This is a genomic window from Streptomyces sp. NPDC002476, assembly GCF_042889785.1.
Taxonomy (GTDB): Bacteria; Actinomycetota; Actinomycetes; order Streptomycetales; family Streptomycetaceae; genus Streptomyces.
This window is the reverse complement of sequence record NZ_JBIARH010000002.1, coordinates 148,416-168,849: the sequence shown is the minus strand read 5'-3', so window position 1 is coordinate 168,849 and position 20,434 is coordinate 148,416. Positions and strand designations below refer to the sequence as shown.

Sequence of the window (20,434 nt, the reverse complement as noted above, 5' to 3'; positions counted from 1 at the left end):
CAAAGCGTCAGGGAATCAGCAGCCAGTCCGAGCCGATCGCCGCGACCAGCCCCACCACGAGCAGCCACGTGCCGAGGCGAGTGCGGCCGTTCCTGCTGAGCTCGATGACCATTCCGCACAGGATCAGCGCGAGCCCGTACACCCCGACCACGAGTACGGAAGACCTGCTGGCGATCCGCAACGCGAGCACGACGGCCATCGCGGCCATGCCGACCGAGGACAGAGCGACGCGGAGCCTTCTCGCCTGACGTGGCGTCAGTCGTCGGTCCCCGGAACCGGGGCCGACCTGCGCGACGGGCTCCGGACGGGCCTCGTCGGCGGTGCCGATGCCGCGCGCACCGGCGACGCCCGTGTCGGCCGCGTCGGCCACGGCTTCGGCGGAACTCCCGTCGGCAACGGCTGCGTCGGGGGTCTCGACGGGGGTGTCGGAGGCGTCCTCGGAGTCGGTCCCTGCGGCCGGCCCCGCGCCCGCCGACCGTACGGGTTCCCCGTCCGGCCCGGCCTGGGCGTGGCGTACCTGCTTCGTCTCACCCTCCGGAACGCCGTCGGAGGCCGCCCCGGGAGCGGCTATCGGGGCGTCCGCGGCCTGGTCCTGGTCAGAAGTGCTCATGACGCCGGATCGTAATGGCTGCGGGCCTGCCCCGTTCACCGCTCGGGAGGGACGGACGCGAACGTGACGTAGGTTCGACGCATGCCCGGCCACATCCTCGTTCTCGGTGGTACGACCGAGGCCCGGCAGCTCGCCGCCGAGCTGACCGCGCCCGGCCGCCCCGCCACGATCCGCGTCACCACGTCACTGGCCGGACGGGTCGCCCGGCCCCGTATGCCCGCCGGTGAGGTGCGTGTCGGCGGCTTCGGAGGTGCGCGTGGCCTCGCCGACTGGCTGCGCACCCATGACGTGGACACCGTCGTCGACGCCACCCACCCCTTCGCGGACACCATCAGCGCCCACGCGGCGCAGGCGGCTCAGTCCACCGGCACCGCGCTGTTCGCGCTGCGCCGCCCCGGCTGGACGGCTGGCCCCGGCGACCGCTGGTACCCGGCCCGAGACCTCGCCCACGCCGCCGAGCGACTGCCCGGCCTGGGAGAACGGATATTCCTCACGACGGGCCGTCTGGGCCTGGCGGCCTTCGCCACCGGGCCCGGCGCCGACCGGCTCCACTTCCTCGTCCGGTCCGTCGAACCCCCGGACCCGCCGCTGCCCCGGCACACGCAGGTGATCCTCGACCGCGGCCCGTACACGGTCGAGGGCGAGACGGAACTCTTGCGCGCGCACGCCGTCGACGTGCTCGTCACCAAGGACAGCGGCGGCCCCGCCACCGCCGCGAAACTCACCGCGGCCCGGCACCTCGGCCTGCCCGTGGTCGTGGTCCGCCGCCCACCGGCACCCGACGGTGTGCCCGTCGTCCACGACGTGCCGTCGGCGCTCCGGATCCTGTACGCGGAAGGCGGGTTCAGCAGCGACGCAGGAGATACGTGTCCATGATCCAGCCCTTGCGGGCACGCGCCTCGGCTCGCAACTCCTCGATCCGCCCCGCCACCTCGGCGAGGCGCCCGGAGACCAGGATCTCGTCCTCGGTCCCCACGTACGCCCCCCAGTAGATGAACAGGTCCTGGTCGAGATGGCGGGTGAACGCCTGCCGCGCGTCCAGCATCACCACCACGTCGTCGACACCCTCGGGCCAGCCCTCGGCCAGCCGCCGCCCGGTGGTGATCTGCACCGGACGCGCCACCCGGTTCAGCCCCGTGCGGTGCTTGGCCAGCAGCGCGGACACACTGCTGATCCCGGGCACCACCTCGTGCTCGAAGGCCACCGAGCCCCGGCCGGCGATCTCCTCCAGGATGCCGAGCGTGGAGTCGTAGAGCGCAGGATCGCCCCACACCAGGAACGCCCCGCACTCGTCCTCGTCCAGCTCCCGCGCGATGAAGTCCTCGTACAGATCCGCGCGACGCCGGCGCCAGTCGTCCACCGCGGGCGAGTAGTCCGACGTCACGCGGTCGCGCTCCGGGTCCCGGGCCTCGACGAGCCGGTACGAGCGGTCCTTCGCGTGCGCGTTCAGGATGTCCCGCCGCAACCGGGTCAGATCGGACTTCTCCTCGCCCTTGTCGAGGATGAAGAACGCATCCGCCCTGTTCAGCGCCTTGACGGCCTGCAGGGTCAGCTGGTCGGGGTCGCCCGCGCCGATACCGATGACATAGATCTTTCTCACCGCACCGAGTCTGCCCGATGCCCCGGCGCCGGGGGAGCCCGGGCCACCGGCACCGGCCTGCGCCCTCCCGTGAGCGCGGGCCGCGTCCCCAACCTCACGGGTCAGTCACACCTGGCGGCCCCGGGAGAGCAGGCGGGGTGCCTCACCGGCCGCGTCGACGGGCCGTGCCCCGCCGCCCGGTACGCCTTCGTCCTCCCCGGCCTCCACCCGTCGTGCCAGGTCCCCGGCCCAGCCGATCAACGCGTCGGCCGCGATCCCGTGCGGCCGGGCGGTCCCGAACCCGGCGAGCGCCGCCGCTCCGCGCCGCAACAACCGGGCTCCGCCGGTGGCGTTGCCGCGCGCCGCGTGCGTCAGCCCCACGGCCAACTGCGCCAGCCCGCGCCACAGTTCCCGCTCCGACGGGGGCCCGGACTTCCACGCGTCCTCGAACACTTCGTGCGCGTGGAACGGCATTCCCGCGTCCAGCAGCCGCTGCGCCTCCCGCACCGTCTCCTCGGGAGTGCGGGTCACCCCCTCGGGCTGCCGCTCCACTCCCGGGGCCCCGTACGGCAGGGGGCGGCCCAGTCCGTCACGGGGACGCGCGTTGCGCGCCCGGCCCTCGGTGTCCCGGTCCCTGCTGGTGGCGTCCACCATTCGATTGTGCCCCGCACCTGCGATGAAGTGTACGAACCACTGTCCGTGGACCCGGGTTCACGACTAGTGTCGGCACTCGTCCGCACCACTTTGGGGAGGGTAGGGATGAAGCAGTCCCGGCCACTGTACGAGCGCGAACCGGAACTCGCCGCTGCCGCACAAGCCGTGGATGCCCTGTGCGGCTCCCAGGCCACCGGAGGACTGCTGGTCTTCAGCGGCGAGGCGGGTATCGGGAAGACGGCACTGCTCGACGAGATCCGTTCGATGGCTGCCGACCGCTGCACGGTCTGGTCCGCACGCGGTGGTGAAACGGTCACCTCCGTTCCCTTCCACGTCGTGCGGCAGTTACTGCAACCGGCTTTCGACGAGTTCCGGCCCGATGAGGTGCGGGACCTGTTCGGTCCCTGGTACGAGATCGCCGCGCCCGCCCTCGGGCTCGCCGAACCGAGCGGACCGCAGGCCGACCCGCAGGGTGTCCGGGACGGCCTCGATTTCGTCGTGGCCCGGCTCGCCGCCCGGCTGAGCCACCGCCCGCTGCTGCTCATGATCGACGACGCGCACTGGGCCGACGGCGAAACCCTCGCCTGGCTCGACTCCTTCACCGCGTGCCTCGCCGAACTGCCGGTCCTCGTCGTCCGTACCCACCGGCCGGAGGAGATGGCGGCACGGCACCAGGGTGCCGCAACGGGCGGCGCCCACCTGTGCCAGACCCGGGTGGCCCTGCGTGCCCTCACCCCGGACGCCACCGCCGAACTGGCCCGCGCCGCCCTCGGCGAGCACGCCGACGACCCGTTCTGCCGCGAGGTCTGGGCCGTCACCGGAGGCAATCCCTACGAGGCGGTCGAACTCGTCGCCAAGGTCCAGGACCGTGAACTGGCACCGTTGGAGGAGTCGGCCGGTCTGCTGCGCGAACTCGGCGCCTCCGCCCGGGGCAGCGGTCTCGTCGCCCGGCTCGAACGGCTCGGCACCAACGCCACCCGCTTCGCCTGGGCCGTGGCCGTCCTCGGCACGGACATCTCGCAGGACCTCGCCGCCACGCTGGCCGGGATGAGCCAGGCCGAGGCCGCGGACTGCACGGCGCTGCTGCGCGAGGCCCGTATCGTCACCGGGTTCGATCCGCTGGAGTTCGTCCATCCGCTGATCGCCTCCGCCATCTACCGCTCCATCCCGCCGGCCACCCGCACCGCCTTCCACGGACGGGCCGCGTGGGCCATCACCCGTGCGGGGCTCGGCGCCGCGGCGGCCTCCCGGCACCTCCTCGAAGTGCACCCGGACGACGATCCGGAACTCGTCGAGCAGCTCCGCGAGGCGTCCCGGCAGCACCTCGCCGTCGGCGCCCCGGAAGCCGCCCGCCGCTGTCTGGAGCGTGCCCTGGAGGAGCCCCCGCACCCGGACATCAAGGCGATCCTGCTGTACGAGCTGGGCTGCGCCACCCTGCTCACGTCCCCGGCCACCACGGTCCAGCACCTGCGGGCCGCTCTCGACATGCCGGGTCTGGACGAGACACAGCGGATCGACGCCACCTACCGGCTGGCGGCCGCGCATTCCCACAACAACCAGCTCAAGGAGGCGGCGAGCGCGCTCGCCGCCGAGGCCGCGCGCACTGCGCCGGGTCCCGGCCTGATGCGACTGCAGGCCGCCCACTTCCTCTGGGAGGGCATGCAGGCCACGGAGGGCGACGGGCCCGCCAGATCCGAACGGCTCGCCCGGAACGCCGACCATCTCACCGGCCGGGACAACGCCGAACGGGCCCTGCTGACGCTGCGGGCCTTCGACGCCATGATGCGCGGCGAGAACGCCCAGCTGATCGTCGACCTCTGCGAACGCGCCCTGGTCGACGGCCACCCCGCCCGCGGTCTCGGCTGGACCGACACCGAATGGGGCTTCGAGCTGCCCACGCTCGTCGGCATCACGTACGCCTTCACCGACCAGGTCGACCGGGCCGAGGCGCTGTTCGGCGAGGCCGTCCGCGCCTTCGAGATCTCGGGGTGGAGCGGTGCGCACCTCGCGTTCGCGCATACGCTGCTGGGCCTGGTCCACCGCCGTCGTGGCCGACTCGCCGAGGCCGAGGGCTTCCTCCGCGAGGGACTGCGCCTCGCCGACCGTGTCGGCAGCGGACTTCCGGTCCACTGGGACGCGGCCTGCCTGCTCATCGACACCCTGATCGCCCGGGGCCGCGTCGCCGAGGCCCGACAGATCGCGGACCGCTACGACTTCGCTCCGCCCTACCCCAGCGCGATGGTGCTGCCCGACGCACCCTGCCTGCGCGGCAGGCTGCTGCTGGCGGAAGGCCGTACCGAGGAGGCCGCCACCGAACTCGAAGCGGCCGGTCAGGCACTGGAGGCCCGGGGCAGGTTCAACGGTGTGTGGGCTCCCTGGGCCGGTGACCTGGCCCGCGCCCTGGCGGAGGAGGACCCGCAGCGCGCCGCCCAACTCGCCACCGCCGCACGTGTGCACGCCGAACGGTTCGGTACGGACACCGCGATCGGCGAGGCCCTGCGCTGCGTCGCCCTCTTCGCCCGTACCGAGGACGCGGTCCATCTGCTGGCCGAGGCGGTCCGTCACCTGGAGGCGTCCCCGGCCGCGTACGAACACGCCCTGGCGCTCGTCGACTACGGCATCGCGACCCGCTCCCCGCGCGAACTCGCCAGGGCTCACAAACTGGCCACCGCGTGCGGCGCGGAAATGCTCGCCGACCGCGCCCACCAGGCACGTGCGTCGATCCGGTCCTCGGAGTGAGGTAATGTTTGTCCTGCGCGGTCGCCCGGAACACCGGGAAGAACCAAAGCGGGACGTGGCGCAGCTTGGTAGCGCACTTGACTGGGGGTCAAGGGGTCGCAGGTTCAAATCCTGTCGTCCCGACTCGTGAGAGTCGTAGGTCAGGCCGGTTTCGGAGGAATCCGAAACCGGCCTTTGATCGTTTTTGGGGACCGGCGGGCTCGACCGGCGTCGGCGAGTGACGACGATCGGGCTCGGCAGGCAGCGCGGGGCGCGCAGCACGCTCAGGTGCGCCGAGAGAGTGCCGCGCCAGCGGCCGTGATCTTGTGCGCGTCCGGGTGCAGGTCGAGCTGGGTGGTGGTCGGCGAGCCAGTCCGGCAATGCGTCGCAGGGCGTGGACCGGGACTTCTGCGGCGAGGTCGCTGGTGGAATTCCAGGCGTTGGCCAGGAGGAACGCCTGGGTGTCGACCGAGACGACATTATGGCGGGGAGCTGCAGAGTGCGTTGCGTCCTCCTTCTCGCCATGCGGTTCGACGTTGGCTGAAATGACGCTCGTGACGCCCTTTCTGATGATGTGTCACTCATGTTGTGTCGCTGACCGGGCGATCTGGTCGCTGACCTGCTGAGGCAGGACTGCCGAGAATTTCGTGGCGCCAAGGGGGCATGCTCGACCACATGCGCGGAGCGCCCAGCAGGGCGACCTGCGCACGGCTGCCCTCGTCGGTACGAACGGCACCATCGACTGGTACTGCTGCTCGCGTTTCGACGCGCCCAGCGTCTTCGCGGCGATCCTGGACGCCGACCGCGGTGGGGCGTTCGAGCTCGCACCGGACGTGCCCGCTCGGACGAAGCAGTTCTACTTTCCCGATACCAACATCTTGATCACCCGGTTCTTCGCGGACAATGGTGTCGGCGAGGTCCAGGACTTCATGCCGATCGTCGACGACTCGCGCGAGGCGGGCCGCCACCGTCTGATCAGGCGGGTTCTCTGCGTGCGCGGGTCGATGCCGTTCACCGCGCGGGTGGCTCCCCGGTTCGATTACGGTCGGCGTACGCACACAGTGAGTGTGCAACAGGGTCACACAGTGTTCGACTCTCCGGATCTCACGCTGGCGCTGACGTCCAGCGTCCCGGTCGAAATCGACGGTCAGGACGCTGTTTCGTCCTTCACGCTGGACGAGGGCAACTCCGCGGTTTTCGCGCTCGACAGGATAGGCGGCAGGGTGGAGCCGCGGCCCTGTCCCGTGCTGGAGGCGGAGGAACTGTTCGGCGCCACGGTGCGGTACTGGCGCACGTGGCTGTCGCACTCCCGTTACCGGGGACGCTGGCGGGAGATGGTGCACCGCTCCGCGCTCACCCTCAAGCTCCTCACATACGCACCGACCGGCGCCATCGTGGCTGCCCCGACGACGAGCCTGCCCGAGCAGGTCGGCGGCGAGCGCAACTGGGACTATCGATACGTGTGGGTGAGGGACGCCGCCTTCTGTATCTACGCGCTGCTCAGGCTGGGTTTCACCGACGAGGCCGAGGCCTTCGTGCGCTTCCTGTCCGGAAACATCTGCCTGAAGGAAGGCTCTCGCGGACCGCTGCAGATCATGTACGGCATCGACGGTCGCAGCGAACTTCCCGAGCAGGAGCTCCCCCACCTGGAGGGGCACCTGGGGTCGGCTCCTGTCCGGATCGGCAACAACGCCGTCAACCAGCTCCAACTGGATATCTACGGGGCCCTCATCGACTCGCTCTACCTCTACGACAAGTGGGGGCAGCCCCTGTCCAGTGAACACTGGGACGCCGTCGGCACCCTGGTCGACTGGGTCTGTGACAACTGGGACCAGCCGGACGAGGGCATCTGGGAGACCCGTGGCAAGATCCAGAACTTCCTGTACTCGCAGTTGATGTGCTGGGTCGCGATCGAACGGGCGATACGCATCGCGACCCATCGGGGTCTGCCTGCGGACATGCCCCGATGGGCCCGGGCCCGCGACGCGATCTACCGGCGCATCATGCAGCGGGGCTGGTCCACCGAGCGGAAGGCATTTGTCCAGCACGAGGGCGAAGACGTCCTCGACGCCGCCGTCCTCATGATGCCGTTGGCCAAGTTCATCTCTCCGACCGACCCGAAATGGCTCTCCACTCTGGACGTCCTCGGCGAGGGGCTGGTGTCGGACTCCCTGGTCTACCGCTACGACCCCCACAGCAGTCCGGACGGACTGCGGGGTGAGGAGGGGACATTTTCGATCTGCACGTTCTGGTACGTCGAGGCGCTCACGCGAGCCGGCCGCGTGGACGAGGCCCGGCTCGCTTTCGAGAAGATGCTCACCTATGCCAACCACGTCGGGCTGTACGCCGAAGAGATCGGCCGCACCGGCGAACAAGTGGGCAATTTCCCCCAGGCCTTTACCCACCTGGCACTCATCAGCGCCGCGTTCAACCTGGACAGGGCGTTGGGCTGAGTCCGGCCGTGCTCCCGGTCCGCGGCTCGACCGAGCCGCGCAATCCGGGTACCCCTTGCACGGCCCGCGCGGTTCCCGGCGGCATGTTCGCGGATCTCCGGAGTGATACGTTCTGATTCAGGGCGTTTCATGGCATTTCGGGGTGTTTGGGTGTGCCGGAAGAAGAGCGGGGAGCACACGTGACGGCAGGGCTCCGCCCACCGGCCTGGGTCGGCTGGCTGCTCGTGATGCCGGCTCTGCTGGTGGGCATACTGTTGAACGTCTTTGCGCCCGAGCCGTACATGGGGCTCCCACTGCTGGCCGCGGCCCCGCTGGTCGCCGGTGCCATGCTGTCGTTCCGGGCCTGCGCCGTCGTCGCCGTCGTCGCCTGCGGTTTCTCGGCGCTGCTGGATCTCGCGCAGCATCGCTCCGTCTCGGCGAGCTCCGTGGACATCGCCGTGGTCGGCCTGATCGGCGTCCTGGCCCTCGGGGTCAACCGCCTGCTGCGGCGCCAGGGCAGGGACCTCGCGAGGGCCCGGGGCGTCGCGGAGGCCGTACAGCTCGCGGTCCTGCCGGACCCGCCGTCACGAGCCGGACCGCTCGGCGTCGCCGCCGGATACACCGCCGCGCAGGCCGAGGCCAGGATCGGCGGCGACCTCTTCGCCGTGCAGGAGACCCCCTACGGCGTCCGCCTGATCATCGGGGACGTGAAGGGCAAGGGGGTGCAGGCCGTCGCCTCGGTCTCGGTGGCCATCGGCGTGTTCCGGCAGGAGGCCGAGAACGCCCCCACCCTCGCCGAGCTGGCCCGGCGACTGGACATCGCGCTCAGCCGGGAGGCCGAACGCGGCGGGAGCGATCTGGCCCAGGAGGACTTCACCACGGCGGTGCTGGCCGAGGTGCCCGGCAGCGGTGAGCTGGTGCGGCTGGTCAACCGCGGCCATCCGGGCCCCTATCTGATCCACGACGGCACGGTCCTACGGCTGGACGCCACCGTCCCGCAGCTCCCCCTGGGCATGGGCCTCGGGGCGGTCGCACCACCCGACGGGGCCACCGGCACCGACGTCGTCCCGCTGCCGCCCGGTGCGCTGCTGCTTCTGATCACCGACGGGGTCACCGAGGCGCGCGACCGGACGGGCACCTTCTACGACCCCTGCGCCTCGCCCGTGCTCACCGGAGCCGGTCCCATGGACGCGGACGACCTGGTCCGCGCGGTGATCGCGGATGTGGCCCGGTGGACCGGCAACGGCCAGGAGGACGACATGGCCGTCCTGGCCGTCGTGCGCCGCGGCTCCGGTCCGGGGCCCGGCTGAGCGACACCGGTCCCGGCACCGGCGGGCGGGGCGGGCCGGTGCGGCGGCCGGCCGGGCTACGCGTCGGCCGCGGTGGTCGCGATGGCCAGCCGGTGCGCCGGCGGGTGCTCGATCGCGAGGTCGGGGCGCCAGGCGGCGAGAACCTGGGCCGAGGGGCCGAACATCCGCTCCGGCAGCGCGTCGAGCGCGGTCCACTCCCAGACGCCGATCAGATGCGGCTCCGTCACCCGCGGGCTTCCCGACTCCAGCGTCACCGCGGCGGCCATCGACACCCGGTTGATCCCCGCCACCACGTCGTGGAGCATGGCGAAGACCGTCACGTCGTCCACGCCTACCTCCAGCCCCGTCTCCTCGCGCAGTTCGCGGACGGCCGCCTCGGCGATGGACTCGTGCGTCGGGTCGACCTTGCCGCCGGGGAGCTCCCACGTGCCGCCGTGGCGCATGCCGAGCAGTACGCGCCCCCGGGCGTCCTGCACGACGACGCCCACGCCGAGCGCCGCCTGCGCCACCGGCGGGCGGGAGTCGCGGGCGGGGGAGTCGGCAGAGGTGGTGTGCATGGTGCTCCTCGGGGTCGTGCGCGGGACCGTTCGGGCACGTGAGCGCGGGGCCGCGGCGCCCGGCGGTCGTGCCGGGGGACAAGCCTACGTACGTCGCCCGCGGTCCCGTGAACGGGCGGTGATCACGCCCGCGGTGACCGGTCGTACGGGCCTTCGCCCCGGGGTGCGCCCCGGTGGCGCGGCCTCGGGCGGCCGGCCGCAGCGAGGCGGCGGCGATGCCGAGGTGCACGGACCGACCCCAGGCCGGTTCCAGCGCGTCCGCCTCCATCCCGTCGCCGAAGACCACCATCCGGTCGGACCGCGCGGAGCAGGGCGGCCGCGTCGGACGGGCATCCGTGCGGGCGGGCGGCGGCGTGCCCTATGCGTCGGGGAAGCCGCCCGGTGGGCCGGCCGGGAGCCTGTCGGGGGGCTCGCCCGGGAGTTCGCCGCGGATGGCGAGGTACCTGGCCGGTACCTCGCCCCCGCCGTGCACCGCCAGGTCGGCGCCGTTGACGTAACGGGCCAGGCCGCCCGCGAGATACAGGCAGGCGTGCGCCACGTCGTCCGGCGCCGCCATGCGCCGCATCGGGATCACGCCGTCCACCGCGGCGCCCTCGTCCGCCCCGTACACCGACGCCGCGCTCCCGGTACGAACCGGGCCGGTGGTGATGTGGTTGACGCGCACCTTCGGCGCCCACTCCAGGGCCAGCGCCCGGGTCAGCGCGAGGAGTCCGGCCTTCGCCGCGGAGTAGGCGGCTGTGCCCGGCTGCGGGGTGTGCGCGGAGACGCTGCCGATGTTGATGACCGAGCCGCCCGTGCTCTGCTCCCGCATGACCCGGTTCGCGGCCTGGGCCACGTAGAAGGGTGCCAGCAGATTGAGGGCGACGATCTTCTCGACGAACCTCGGTGACACGGTGGCCGCGTCGGCGTCCGGGGAGCCCCCCGCGTTGTTGACGAGAACGTCCAGTCGGCCGAACCGCTCCACCGCCCCGTCGACCAGCACCCCCGCGGCCTCCGGATCGCGCACGTCCGCCGGCAGGAAATGCGCCCGGCGGCCCCCGCCCCGCGGCGGCTCGGGGGGGTCGGTGCGCCCGCACACCAGCACCTGGGCCCCGGCGGTGAGGAACGCCCTGGCGATCACGGCGCCGATGCCCTTCGTACCGCCGGTGACGATCACCGCCCGTCCCGAGAAGTCCAAGGGTCCGTCGCTGTCCATGGTCCGTCCGCCTCTGCCGATGCCGATGGGGGAGCGCCGATCGAGGGGCAATCTACCAATCGTTTGTTCGGCGAGCGAGGGGGGTGCCGGAGGTGCGCGCGGGGAACGCGAGGTGCCGTGGAACGAGGAGCGCCGCCGGAACACGGGCGGCCGGTGGTTCCCGGGGGAACCACCGGCCGTCCGGTTCGTGCGCCGCCCCCGTCCCCACGGTGCGGCGCAGGTGGGCCGTCGTCAGCCGCTCGAGCGACGGTCCACGTCCTCGGGGACCGGGGCGCCGGGGGTGCCCAGTCCGAGTGCGGGGAGAACGGCGCTCTCCACGAAGCGGGTGAGATACGCCTCGTCCGCGAATCTCCCGTCCAGCAGCGGCCGTGCGCGCAGCACGCCCAGCAGCTGCGCGGAGACGTACTCCGCCGCCGCGCTGTCCGCCGGGATCTCGCCGCGATCCGCGCCGCGCCGCACCATGGCCTCGATCGCCGCGATGTCCGGCGCGATCAGCGCCTCGCGCAGCGCGCACAGCAGGTCGGAGTTCTGCAGTGCGGCGTGGCCGAGCGCATGCATCAGCTGGGTCTCGCGGCCCGAACCCGCGCCGATGACGCGCGCGGCCTCGCGGAGGTCCCCCGCCAGCGTGCCGGTGTCGATGTGCGGGAGCTCCGACCGCCGGGTGCCGCGCAGCGCCGCCACGACGAGCTCCGGCTTCGACCCCCACTGCCGGTAGAGGGTGGACTTGCCGCAGTGCGTCCGCGCCGCGACCCCCTCCATGGTGAGGGCCTCATACCCGGACTCCCGGAGGATGTCCAGCACGGCCGCGTAGAACTCCCGCGCGCGCTCCGGCGTGATCTTGGAGCGGCGCGGCGGGTGCGCCGGTGCGTGCGCGGTGTCCTGCGACGTCATTGCGGCGTCCTCCCGGCGAGCTGCGACGAGGTTCATCGATATGTCAGTCTACCGAAACGCGCGCGTACCGATACGCGAACGTATCGGTACACTGGCGTATCGATTTGGCGTGCGTCCGACCACGCCTTGGCGTGCGTCCGACCGTGCCGCCGATACACACAGCTTCGTCAGCAAAGGGGCGCCGGGTGATGCATGCCGGTAGCGGGCCCGCGGACCGTGAGCCGGAGGGCTTCGCCCGGCCGTCGCTCGTCCGCGAACTTCTGCTCGTCGTCGGGTTCTTCGCTCTCTACAAACTCGGCCGGCGGGTCGCGAACGGTCACGTGGAGGAGGCGTTCCACAACGCCGGTCGTGTCTGGGACCTCGAACGGGCCGTGCGGCTGCCCGACGAGGGCGTGGTCCAGGGCCTGCTGCTGCACGACGTGACGCTGGTCCGTCTCGCCGACACCTACTACGCGGTGGTGCACTTCCCGGCCACGCTCCTGTTCCTGGCGTGGCTCTACTGGCGCCGCCCGCGCCACTACGTGTGGTCGCGCCGGATCCTCGTCGCGCTCACCGGCGCCGCGCTCGCGCTCCATCTGCTGTTCCCGCTCGCCCCGCCCCGGATGCTGGCCGAGGCCGGACTTGTCGACACCGGCCGGGTGTACGGACCGTCGGTGTACGCCGCGGACCCGGCGACCGACACGATGGCGAACCAGTTCGCCGCGATGCCCTCGCTCCACTTCGGCTGGGCGGTCATGGTGGCCGCCGGGCTGATCGCCGCCACCCGCGCCCGGTGGCGCTGGCTGTGGCTGCTGCATCCGCTCGTCACGCTCCTGGTGATCGTCGGCACCGCCAACCACTACTGGCTGGACTCGATCGTGGCCGGTGCCCTCCTCGCGGTGGCGTGCGCGGTCCTGCCGCTGCGCCGCGTGCGGTCGGCGCCGGCACGGCGTCCGTGGCGTGCGTCGGGCGGCACGCGGGCACCCGACGCCGTGCCCCGGTCCGCCGGACCCGCCGCGCCCGCGGCCCACGCCGCCGTACCGGGAGCCCGTACCGCGCCCCCGCACGTCTCGTCAGGGGTGTGAGGCGTCCGGCCGCGGCGCACACCGCGGGCCGGACCGGCCGACGCCGTCTCGGACGTCCGACACCGCCGGGGCCGTACCGGGCCCCTCGCGCTCGTCCTTGCCCAGGGCCCGGGTGAGCCACCCGATCCAGAAGCTCTCCAGATCGATCCCGCCGCGCAGCACCAGATGCCGCAAGCGGTCCGGCTCGGAGTCCCGGCCGGGCGGGAAGTCCCGCTCCTCGATCTCCAGATACTCCGCCAGCTGCCGCCGGTGCAGCTCCAGATGGCGGCGCAGCTCCGCGTCCAGCCCGGGGGCGCCGACGACCGCCGCCGCCCGGATCCGCAGCAGCAACGGGTCGCGGACCTGTTTGGGGTCCTCGGAGCGGGCCACCCACGCCGCCAGCTCCTCGCGGCCCGCGGGCAGCACCTCGTACTCCTTCCTCCGGCCACGGGCAGGCTGCTCCGACGGCAGCGACCGGATCTGCCCGGCCCGTTCCAGCTTCCCCAGCTCGCGGTAGATCTGCTGGTGCGTGGCGGACCAGAAGTAGCCGATCGACCGGTCGAACCTGCGGGTCAGCTCCAGTCCCGACGAGGGCTTTTCGAGCAGGGCGGTCAGGATCGCGTACGGGAGTGACATGGGGTGCATCCTAGGGAGTGCCGACCGGGCCCTCCCGCCCTCTCATGGCGGAGCCGGCTCCGTCAGAGCGCGGCCGCGACCTCGGTGCCCTGGCGGATCGCGCGCTTGGCGTCCAGCTCGGCGGCCACGTCCGCGCCGCCGATCAGACGCACCCGACGGCCCGCCGCGATCAGTTCCTCGTACAGCTCGCGGCGCGGCTCCTGGCCCGCGCACACCACCACGGTGTCGACCGGCAGGACGCGCCGCTCGCCGTCGACCGTGAGGTGCAGGCCCTCGTCGTCGATCCGGTCGTAGGCCGCGCCCGCGATCATCGTCACGCCCCGCTGCCGCAGCTCGGTGCGGTGGATCCAGCCGGTCGTCCTCCCCAGCCCCGCACCGACCTTGCCGGGCCTGCGCTGGACGAGGTGGACGGTGCGCGCAGGTGCCGCGCGTTCGGCGGTCCGCAGACCGCCCCGCTCCCGGAGGGCGGTGTCGACGCCCCATCGCCGGAAGAACGCCTCGGGGGCGGTGCTCGCCCCGTCGCCCGGGTCGGTCAGGAACTCCGCGACGTCGAAGCCGATCCCGCCCGCCCCGACGATCGCGACACGGTCGCCGACCGGCGCCCCGTCGCGCAGGACGTCGAGGTAGCCGACCACGCACGGATGGTCCAGACCCGGTATCGCGGGGGAGCGGGGCGTGACGCCGGTGGCCAGGACGACCTCGTCGAAGTCTTCGAGCATCTCGGCCGTGGCCCGCGTGCCGAGCCGGAGTTCGACCCCCTCCTCCGCGAGCCTGGTACGGAAGTAGCGCAGCGTCTCGTCGAACTCCTGCTTGCCGGGAACCCTGCGCGCCACGTCGAGCTGTCCGCCGATGCCGTCCGCGGTGTCGAAGAGAGTGACCCGGTGGCCGCGCTCGGCCGCCGTCACGGCGCAGGCGAGACCGGCGGGTCCGGCGCCCACCACCGCGAGCCGCCTGACCGTCCGGGTCGGCGAGAGGACGAGTTCGGTCTCGTGGCAGGCGCGCGGATTGACCAGGCAGGAGGTGACCCGGCCGCCGAACACGTGGTCCAGGCACGCCTGATTGCAGCCGATGCACGTGTTGATCGCCTCGGGGCGCCCCGCGGCCGCCTTCGCCACGAAATCGGGGTCGGCCAGGAACGGCCGGGCCATCGAGACCATGTCGGCCCGGCCCGAGGCCAGGATCTCCTCCGCGAGTTCGGGCGTGTTGACGCGGTTGCCCGTGATCAGCGGCACCGACACGGCCCCGCGCAGACGCTCGGTCACCCAGGTGTAGGCGCCGCGCGGCACGGACGTGGCGATGGTGGGGATGCGGGCCTCGTGCCAGCCGATCCCCGTGTTGATGATCGTGGCCCCGGCCGACTCGATCGCGCGCGCCAGACGCACGACCTCCTCCGACGAGGAGCCGTCGGGCACCAGGTCCAGCATCGAGAGCCGGTAGATCAGGATGAAGTCGTCTCCGACCCGCTCGCGGACCCGGCGCACGATCTCGACGGGGAACCGTATCCGGTTCTCGTACGAGCCGCCCCAGCGGTCGGTGCGGTGATTGGTGGCCGCGACGACGAACTCGTTGATCAGATAGCCCTCGGAACCCATGATCTCGACGCCGTCGTACCCGGCGTGCCGCGCCAGCTCGGCAGCCCTGACGAAGTCCTCGACGGTCTGCTCGACCTCGTCGTCCGTCAGGGCGTGCGGCGTGAAGGGGCTGATCGGCGCCCGGAGCGCGCTCGGCGCCACCAGGTCGGGGTGGTGGGCGTACCGGCCGAAGTGCAGGATCTGCATGGCGATCCGGCCGCCCGCCGCGTGCACGGCGGAGGTGACCACCGCGTGCCGCTCGGCCTCCGCCTCGGTGGTCATCCTGGCCCCGCCGGGCGTGGAACAGCCCCGGGCGTTCGGGGCGATGCCACCCGTGACGATCAGGCCGACGCCGCCCCGGGCACGTTCCGCGTAGAAGGCGGCCATCCGCTCGAAGCCGCGCTCGGCCTCCTCCAGGCCGACGTGCATGGAACCCATCAGCACCCGGTTGGGCAAGGTGGTGAACCCGAGGTCGAGCGGGCTCAGCAGATTCGGGTACGGGCTCATGCGGCGGCTCCTCGCGCGGTGTCGTTGCGCCAGTTGTAGACCACCGGAACGCCATTGTGCAACAAGTTGCATAATGGCGTTCGCCGCAGAGCGGCACGCGCGCGTCCCCCGGACGGCGTAGTGCCGCGTCACACCGGCGGCCCGCGTCACGGAGAGTGGGAGCCGGGGCGGCCGTCCCGTCCGGGAGCCGCCGGCCCCGCTCCGGATTGCCGGACGCCGAATTCCGGGCCCCGCGGAGAGTCCCATGTCCCGTCCCGGCCGGCGCGATCTCGGTCTGCTCGTCCTGCGCGTCGGCACCGGCGTGGTACTGGCCGCGCGCGGCACCCGGAAACCGGCCGGCCGGTTCGGTGGCGGAGGCATCGCGGGAACCAGCGCCGCGATGGAGGCCATGGGATTTCATCCGTCGAAGCACGGCGCGGTCGCCCCGGCACCCTCCCGGCGCTCGTACTCACGTTCGTATCTCGTCTCATTGACGGCTTGTCATACTTCGCTGGCAGAATCCCCACATGTGCAAGGGTGAGCCGATCGAATACCTGCGGGACGAGGCGATGGTGGTGATCCCGCCGGGCGACCCCGAGGTGTCGACGGCCTTCGCCGTCTTCGACGAATCGGTCGAGGCGCTGCGCACGTTCGTGCTCGGCCGGCTGGAACGGCGCGGGAGCATGGTCCCGGCCCCCGCGGGCGTGAAGTGCGACGTGGTGGTCCCCGTCGTGGTGAGCCTGGTGCCGCGGCCGGACAACTCGTACGACGAGCGGGCCGTCTCGGTCGCCGCGCCGCGCCGCCCCGGCAGGGCGGTTCGGTGCTGGACCGTCACATGGGCTACCTGTACGACAGTTTCCTCCACCACCAGGGGGCGGACATCCACCGCCTCGCCGAGGCCGCCGATGTCGCCGTGGGCTGCCACGGCTGGATCGAGCTGAACCGCGTCGACGCGTTCGAGTGCGAGGAGGACGACGAACACGCCTCCGACGGGGAGGAGGACCGGCTCCCGAACCGGCGACGGCCGTTCACGCGTGCCGAGCAACTCGCCGCGGTTCACTGGATCGGGCGCGTGCGGCTGAACCTGCCCGACGCCGACGAACTCCGCTCGCTCGTCATGGACTTCCTCGAAGCCGGGCCCGCAGTCGCGCAGACCGCTCCGCGACGGGCGCCCTCCGGCATCGACGCGCCCGCCGGGCCTGCCGCCCGTGTGCCCGCCGACGTGTCCACCGGGACATCGGCGGATATCCCGGAGCAGGGCGCCGGGGCGGCGGACTCCGGCCTGCGGGGAGCTCTCCACGGGCGCCTGGCCGCACAGCTGCGCGCGGCGCTCGCGGCCCGGGCCGCGTCCGGCACCCGGGGGCGGGAGACCGCCCGGGACCGGGTGCAGGCCCTTCGCGACGAACGGGCGGAGGCCGAGCTGCGGGCCTGGGCCCGCTACCGCCGACGCCCCCACACGTACGAGGATCTGCGGGCCGTCAGCCGTACCGTCCACGGCACGCACAAGGTCCTCGTACTGGACCGCACCGGGCTGGAGGTCGGTGAGTACCTCCTGCCGGACGGGCCGTTGACACTCATCGACGAACGGGCACGCCCCGAGGCGCTCGTCGCGCTGCGCCGGCACGGCGTCGAACCGGGGGAGCCGTCGGTGCTCGCGGGACTCGACGCGTACCCGACGCCACCGTGCTCCCCAAAGAGGCCTGGTCGATCCGGCTGATCGAGGACGCGGTGGCCGTGCGCGATCTGCCGCAGGCCGCGCTGGGGCTCATGGAACAGCGGTCGTACTACGAAAAGGTGCAGCGCAAGACCGAGTTGGCGCGGGAGGCGGGCATCCGCCTCGTCACCCTAACGGCCGCGGACCTGGACCGGCTCCCGGAGATCTTCGCGCCCTGGCTCCCCGCCGACCGGGAGGACCCGGCGCGGCGGGCCCCGGTCCGGGAGGACTGACCGGCCGGGGGGTCACCACCGCCGTCGGTGCCCGCCGGGCGCCACCGGCAGCCGAAGCGCGCCGGGAAGGGCGAACCGGCGGGCGCGGGCCCCGCCCGACCGGTCCGCCCTATGCCTGGTCCGGGGCGTGCCCCGCGTCCGGCTTCGAGCCCTCGGGCCCTGTCCGGGTGACGGTCTCCCCGCGGATGACGCGACGGCCGTGGGTGTCCGCCCCGGTGTCCGCGGGCGATCCGGCGTGCCGCTCCTCCTTCATCGCCCTCGCCTCGGCCTTGAGGATGCGGGCCGACTTGCCCGCGGACCGGGCGAGTTCGGGAAGCCTCTTGGCGCCCAGGACGCATATGACCACGATCAGGATGATCGCGAGCTCGCTGATTCCGAACATCAGTCGTCGCCCTCGTCGCCCTCGAAGAAGTCCCCGACCTCGTCGACGACTTCGGCGGCGACCATGCCGCCGACGACGCCCACCGCGAGCCCGGCCGCGCCCGCCGCTACGGCGGTGCCGACGCCCGGTCCGGAGCGGTGACCGCCGTCGTGGTGGTGAGTGCCGTCGTGATGGTGGGCGCCGTCATGGCCGTGACCGCCGCCGTGGTGCGCGGCGTACGGGTCGCCGTGACCGTGGGCGCCGTACGCGGGGGCGGGGGCGTACGCGGAGCGGTGCTCGACCAACTGCCGCAGCCAGCCGTCGACCAGCGCCCGCCAGTCCTGCTGGTGGACGGTGTCATGGGCGACCGCGAACCGGGTGAGCGCGTCGTGCCCGGAGGAGAAGAGACCGCCGCGCTTGTCGGCCTCCAGGACCACGTCCATGCCGCCCGGAGCGGCGAGGAAGGTCACCTCGATCTCGTTGACCCGGTCCGCGTACTGCGGCGCCGGAGTCAGCTCGATCTCCTGGTAGAAGGGGAGTTGCTGGTGGGTGCCGCCGATGCGTCCGTACTCCAGGTCCGCGGACCTGAAGCCGAAGCCGAGCTGCCCCAGCGCCTCCAGGACGGCCTCCTGGGCCGGCAGCGGGCGCACGGCGAGCTGGTCGAGGTCGCCCTTGTCCCTGGCGCCGGCCACCGACAGTTCGGTACGGACACCGAGGACGATGCCCAGGGCCTGCCCGTACAGTTCGGTGATCGGTGTCTCCCAGGGGAGGGCGATCGTGAAGGGAACGGCGCGCTGTTCGCCCTCATGCAGCCGGAAACCGCCGCCGACGGTGAAACGCTCGAAGGCCACCACGCCTTCCCGTTCCCCCTCCTCGAACTCGGCCTCCACCCGCGCGACGAGTTCCAGCGCGATGTGCTCGATGTCGAAGCCGGCGCTGCCACCCTTGAGGTGGACCTGACCGGACAGCGTGCCGCCCGGCACGGCCGCCCCGGCGTCGAGGACCGTGTCGACGGTGGGGCCGCCCACACCGAGTGAGCCGAGCAGTCGTTTGAACACCATCGAGGCGTCCACTCCCTTACACACGTACGAGGTTGCGCGGATGTCCGGAACACTGGGACGGACATCCGTGCTCTACAGGCGTGTAGAAGCATAGAGCTGCCGACGCGGCTTCGGGGCGCACGCGGCCGTGCGGAGCGGGAAAGTCCGAAACGGATCGCCCAGTCGTCCGTGCAGCCGCTTGACGGATCCGTTCGGTCGTGCCTTCGGTGCTGGTGACGCGGCCCGTCGCGGAGTCGGGCGGCGGTCCGCGGCCGGGAGGTCGGCGTGTTCGGTGGCGGGTGTCCGCCGGGCCGCTCCCGCCGGCTTCCGCGCGAGACAGGTGATGGTCGGCGACGGCGGCTGGACGGCCCGGCCAAGGCGCCGTGGCTGACGGCCGAGGAGGCCCGGCTGGTCCAGGACGTGGTCACCCGCGAGCAGAACGAGGGCGCCAAGGCGGCCGGCAACGGGTCCGGCTCCCTGCTGACCGTGCTGCGCGACAAGAGGACGCCACCGGCAACCACCTGTCCGGACTGTGGGTGTCCGTCGTGCTGCTGGCCCTCGGGGCCCTGGCGGCCACGCGGCTGCGCTTCTCTCCGAAATCCTGAGAGACCGGCTTCTCCCGGAGTCCTGAACGAACGGCTGTGTCCGGGCCACGACAAGGCCCGGACACAGCCGTCCGTGGACACGGGCCGCCGTGCACAACGCTCCGGCCGGGCGGGGGTGCGGCGCCGCACCCGGTCTCAGCCCTGTTCCTCTTCCCCTCCCGGGCGCAGGAACCAACGGCGTGCCTCCTCGGCCACCTCTTCCAGGGCTCCGGGTTCCTCGAAGAGATGCGTCGCCCCCGGGACCACATGGATCCGGTGCGGAGAGCGCAGCCGCCCGGCCGCCTCCTCGTTCAACCGCAGCACCCCCTGGTCGGCGCCGCCCACGATCAGCAGCACCGGGGCGCGCACCCGGTCCAGAGCCTCCTCGGCCATGTCGGGACGGCCCCCGCGGGAGACGACCGACCGGACGTGCCCGGGCCGCTCCGCCGCGGCCAGCAGCGCGGCCGCCGCCCCGGTGCTCGCCCCGAAGAGACCCAGCGGAAGTCCGGCCGAGTCCGGCCGCGCCGCGAGCCAGTCCACCGCCGCCACCACCCGTCGGCCGAGCAGCCCGATGTCGAACCGGTACTGCCCGGTCACCACGTCCTCCCGCTCCTCCCGGACGGTCAGCAGGTCCAGGAGCAGCGTGCCCAGTCCCGCCTCCCGCAGATACGCGGCCACCGCCCTGTTGCGCGGGCTGTGGCGCGAACTGCCGCTGCCGTGGGCGAAGAGCACCACACCCCCCGCCCCCGGCCCGACCGCCAGGTCACCGGCGATCACCGATCCGTCGACGGGTACGGAAACAGCCTCCGAGGCCACCATC

General features: G+C 72.6%; 19 protein-coding genes, 1 tRNA gene and 1 pseudogene. 10 read left to right on the top strand and 11 right to left on the bottom strand.

Annotation, left to right across the window (positions count from 1 at the left end):
- Nucleotides 1-7: 7 nt before the first annotated feature.
- The gene (locus tag ACFYXM_RS02600; RefSeq protein ID WP_389286155.1) at nt 8-610 is read right to left on the bottom strand and encodes a hypothetical protein; all 603 of its coding nucleotides are present in this window, start codon (nt 608-610) and stop codon (nt 8-10) included.
- A gap of 81 nt (nt 611-691) precedes the next feature.
- Between ACFYXM_RS02600 and ACFYXM_RS02595 the strand changes: the two genes are divergently transcribed.
- Nucleotides 692-1,486 (top strand): cobalt-precorrin-6A reductase, encoded by a 795-nt coding sequence (locus ACFYXM_RS02595; protein WP_389286153.1) that lies wholly within the window; start codon nt 692-694, stop codon nt 1,484-1,486.
- On the opposite strand, the gene cobF is transcribed toward ACFYXM_RS02595, so the two are convergent.
- Entirely contained in the window at nt 1,455-2,210 is a 756-nt protein-coding gene (cobF, locus tag ACFYXM_RS02590; protein ID WP_389286151.1) for a precorrin-6A synthase (deacetylating), read from the bottom strand. The two genes, ACFYXM_RS02595 and cobF, sit on opposite strands and share 32 nt — an antisense overlap.
- A gap of 105 nt (nt 2,211-2,315) precedes the next feature.
- Nucleotides 2,316-2,840, bottom strand: coding sequence for a DUF309 domain-containing protein (locus tag ACFYXM_RS02585; protein ID WP_389286150.1), 525 nt, complete (start codon nt 2,838-2,840; stop codon nt 2,316-2,318).
- A gap of 108 nt (nt 2,841-2,948) precedes the next feature.
- Here ACFYXM_RS02585 and ACFYXM_RS02580 point away from each other — a divergent pair, with 108 nt between their 5' ends.
- The 4 genes from ACFYXM_RS02580 (at nt 2,949) to ACFYXM_RS02565 (ending at nt 9,303) form a co-directional block, all read left to right on the top strand.
- Nucleotides 2,949-5,582 (top strand): ATP-binding protein, encoded by a 2,634-nt coding sequence (locus tag ACFYXM_RS02580; RefSeq protein WP_389286148.1) that lies wholly within the window; start codon nt 2,949-2,951, stop codon nt 5,580-5,582.
- A 49-nt stretch (nt 5,583-5,631) separates the two neighbouring features.
- Nucleotides 5,632-5,705 (top strand) — tRNA-Pro (locus ACFYXM_RS02575).
- A gap of 503 nt (nt 5,706-6,208) precedes the next feature.
- A complete protein-coding gene (locus ACFYXM_RS02570) occupies nt 6,209-8,014 on the top strand; it encodes a glycoside hydrolase family 15 protein (protein WP_389286146.1) in 1,806 nt (601 codons plus the stop codon).
- Between the two features lie 227 nt (nt 8,015-8,241).
- On the top strand, nt 8,242-9,303 hold the full coding sequence (locus ACFYXM_RS02565) for a PP2C family protein-serine/threonine phosphatase (RefSeq protein ID WP_389286549.1): 1,062 nt from the start codon (nt 8,242-8,244) through the stop codon (nt 9,301-9,303).
- A gap of 56 nt (nt 9,304-9,359) precedes the next feature.
- Here ACFYXM_RS02565 and ACFYXM_RS02560 read toward each other — a convergent pair whose 3' ends face one another.
- The 3 genes from ACFYXM_RS02560 to ACFYXM_RS02550 all read right to left on the bottom strand — a co-directional run bounded on the left by ACFYXM_RS02560 (nt 9,360) and on the right by ACFYXM_RS02550 (nt 11,946).
- Entirely contained in the window at nt 9,360-9,860 is a 501-nt protein-coding gene (locus tag ACFYXM_RS02560; protein ID WP_389286144.1) for an NUDIX hydrolase, read from the bottom strand.
- A gap of 358 nt (nt 9,861-10,218) precedes the next feature.
- The gene (locus tag ACFYXM_RS02555; protein ID WP_389286142.1) at nt 10,219-11,055 is read right to left on the bottom strand and encodes an SDR family oxidoreductase; all 837 of its coding nucleotides are present in this window, start codon (nt 11,053-11,055) and stop codon (nt 10,219-10,221) included.
- Between the two features lie 231 nt (nt 11,056-11,286).
- Nucleotides 11,287-11,946 (bottom strand): TetR/AcrR family transcriptional regulator, encoded by a 660-nt coding sequence (locus ACFYXM_RS02550; protein WP_389286141.1) that lies wholly within the window; start codon nt 11,944-11,946, stop codon nt 11,287-11,289.
- 188 nt (nt 11,947-12,134) lie between these two features.
- Between ACFYXM_RS02550 and ACFYXM_RS02545 the strand changes: the two genes are divergently transcribed.
- Nucleotides 12,135-13,010 (top strand): phosphatase PAP2 family protein, encoded by an 876-nt coding sequence (locus ACFYXM_RS02545; protein ID WP_389286140.1) that lies wholly within the window; start codon nt 12,135-12,137, stop codon nt 13,008-13,010.
- Here ACFYXM_RS02545 and ACFYXM_RS02540 read toward each other — a convergent pair.
- On the bottom strand, nt 12,999-13,625 hold the full coding sequence (locus ACFYXM_RS02540) for a PadR family transcriptional regulator (RefSeq protein ID WP_389286139.1): 627 nt from the start codon (nt 13,623-13,625) through the stop codon (nt 12,999-13,001). The genes ACFYXM_RS02545 and ACFYXM_RS02540 overlap by 12 nt on opposite strands.
- Before the next feature lie 62 nt (nt 13,626-13,687).
- Entirely contained in the window at nt 13,688-15,703 is a 2,016-nt protein-coding gene (locus ACFYXM_RS02535) for an FAD-dependent oxidoreductase (protein WP_389286137.1), read from the bottom strand.
- Nucleotides 15,704-15,947: 244 nt separating this feature from the next.
- Here ACFYXM_RS02535 and ACFYXM_RS02530 point away from each other — a divergent pair.
- The 4 genes and pseudogenes from ACFYXM_RS02530 to ACFYXM_RS02515 all read left to right on the top strand — a co-directional run.
- A pseudogene (locus ACFYXM_RS02530) lies at nt 15,948-16,127 on the top strand (RpiR family transcriptional regulator); the annotation flags it as partial.
- An 82-nt stretch (nt 16,128-16,209) separates the two neighbouring features.
- Nucleotides 16,210-16,623 carry a hypothetical protein gene (locus ACFYXM_RS02525; protein WP_389286135.1) on the top strand — a complete coding sequence of 138 codons (414 nt, stop codon included), beginning with the start codon at nt 16,210-16,212 and terminating at the stop codon, nt 16,621-16,623.
- Complete coding sequence (locus ACFYXM_RS02520) at nt 16,518-17,399, top strand: hypothetical protein (protein WP_389286133.1); 882 nt, start codon at nt 16,518-16,520, stop codon at nt 17,397-17,399. Before ACFYXM_RS02525 ends, ACFYXM_RS02520 begins: the two co-directional genes overlap by 106 nt.
- Complete coding sequence (locus tag ACFYXM_RS02515) at nt 17,366-17,629, top strand: hypothetical protein (RefSeq protein ID WP_389286132.1); 264 nt, start codon at nt 17,366-17,368, stop codon at nt 17,627-17,629. Before ACFYXM_RS02520 ends, ACFYXM_RS02515 begins: the two co-directional genes overlap by 34 nt.
- A gap of 109 nt (nt 17,630-17,738) precedes the next feature.
- On the opposite strand, the gene ACFYXM_RS02510 is transcribed toward ACFYXM_RS02515, so the two are convergent.
- The 3 genes from ACFYXM_RS02510 to ACFYXM_RS02500 all read right to left on the bottom strand — a co-directional run bounded on the left by ACFYXM_RS02510 (nt 17,739) and on the right by ACFYXM_RS02500 (nt 20,430).
- Entirely contained in the window at nt 17,739-18,011 is a 273-nt protein-coding gene (locus tag ACFYXM_RS02510; protein ID WP_389286130.1) for a twin-arginine translocase TatA/TatE family subunit, read from the bottom strand.
- The gene (locus tag ACFYXM_RS02505; protein ID WP_389286128.1) at nt 18,011-19,051 is read right to left on the bottom strand and encodes a sporulation protein; all 1,041 of its coding nucleotides are present in this window, start codon (nt 19,049-19,051) and stop codon (nt 18,011-18,013) included. The genes ACFYXM_RS02510 and ACFYXM_RS02505 overlap by 1 nt, the downstream gene beginning before the upstream one ends.
- A 719-nt stretch (nt 19,052-19,770) precedes the next feature.
- Nucleotides 19,771-20,430 (bottom strand): dienelactone hydrolase family protein, encoded by a 660-nt coding sequence (locus ACFYXM_RS02500; RefSeq protein ID WP_389286547.1) that lies wholly within the window; start codon nt 20,428-20,430, stop codon nt 19,771-19,773.
- Between the last annotated feature and the right edge of the window lie 4 nt (nt 20,431-20,434).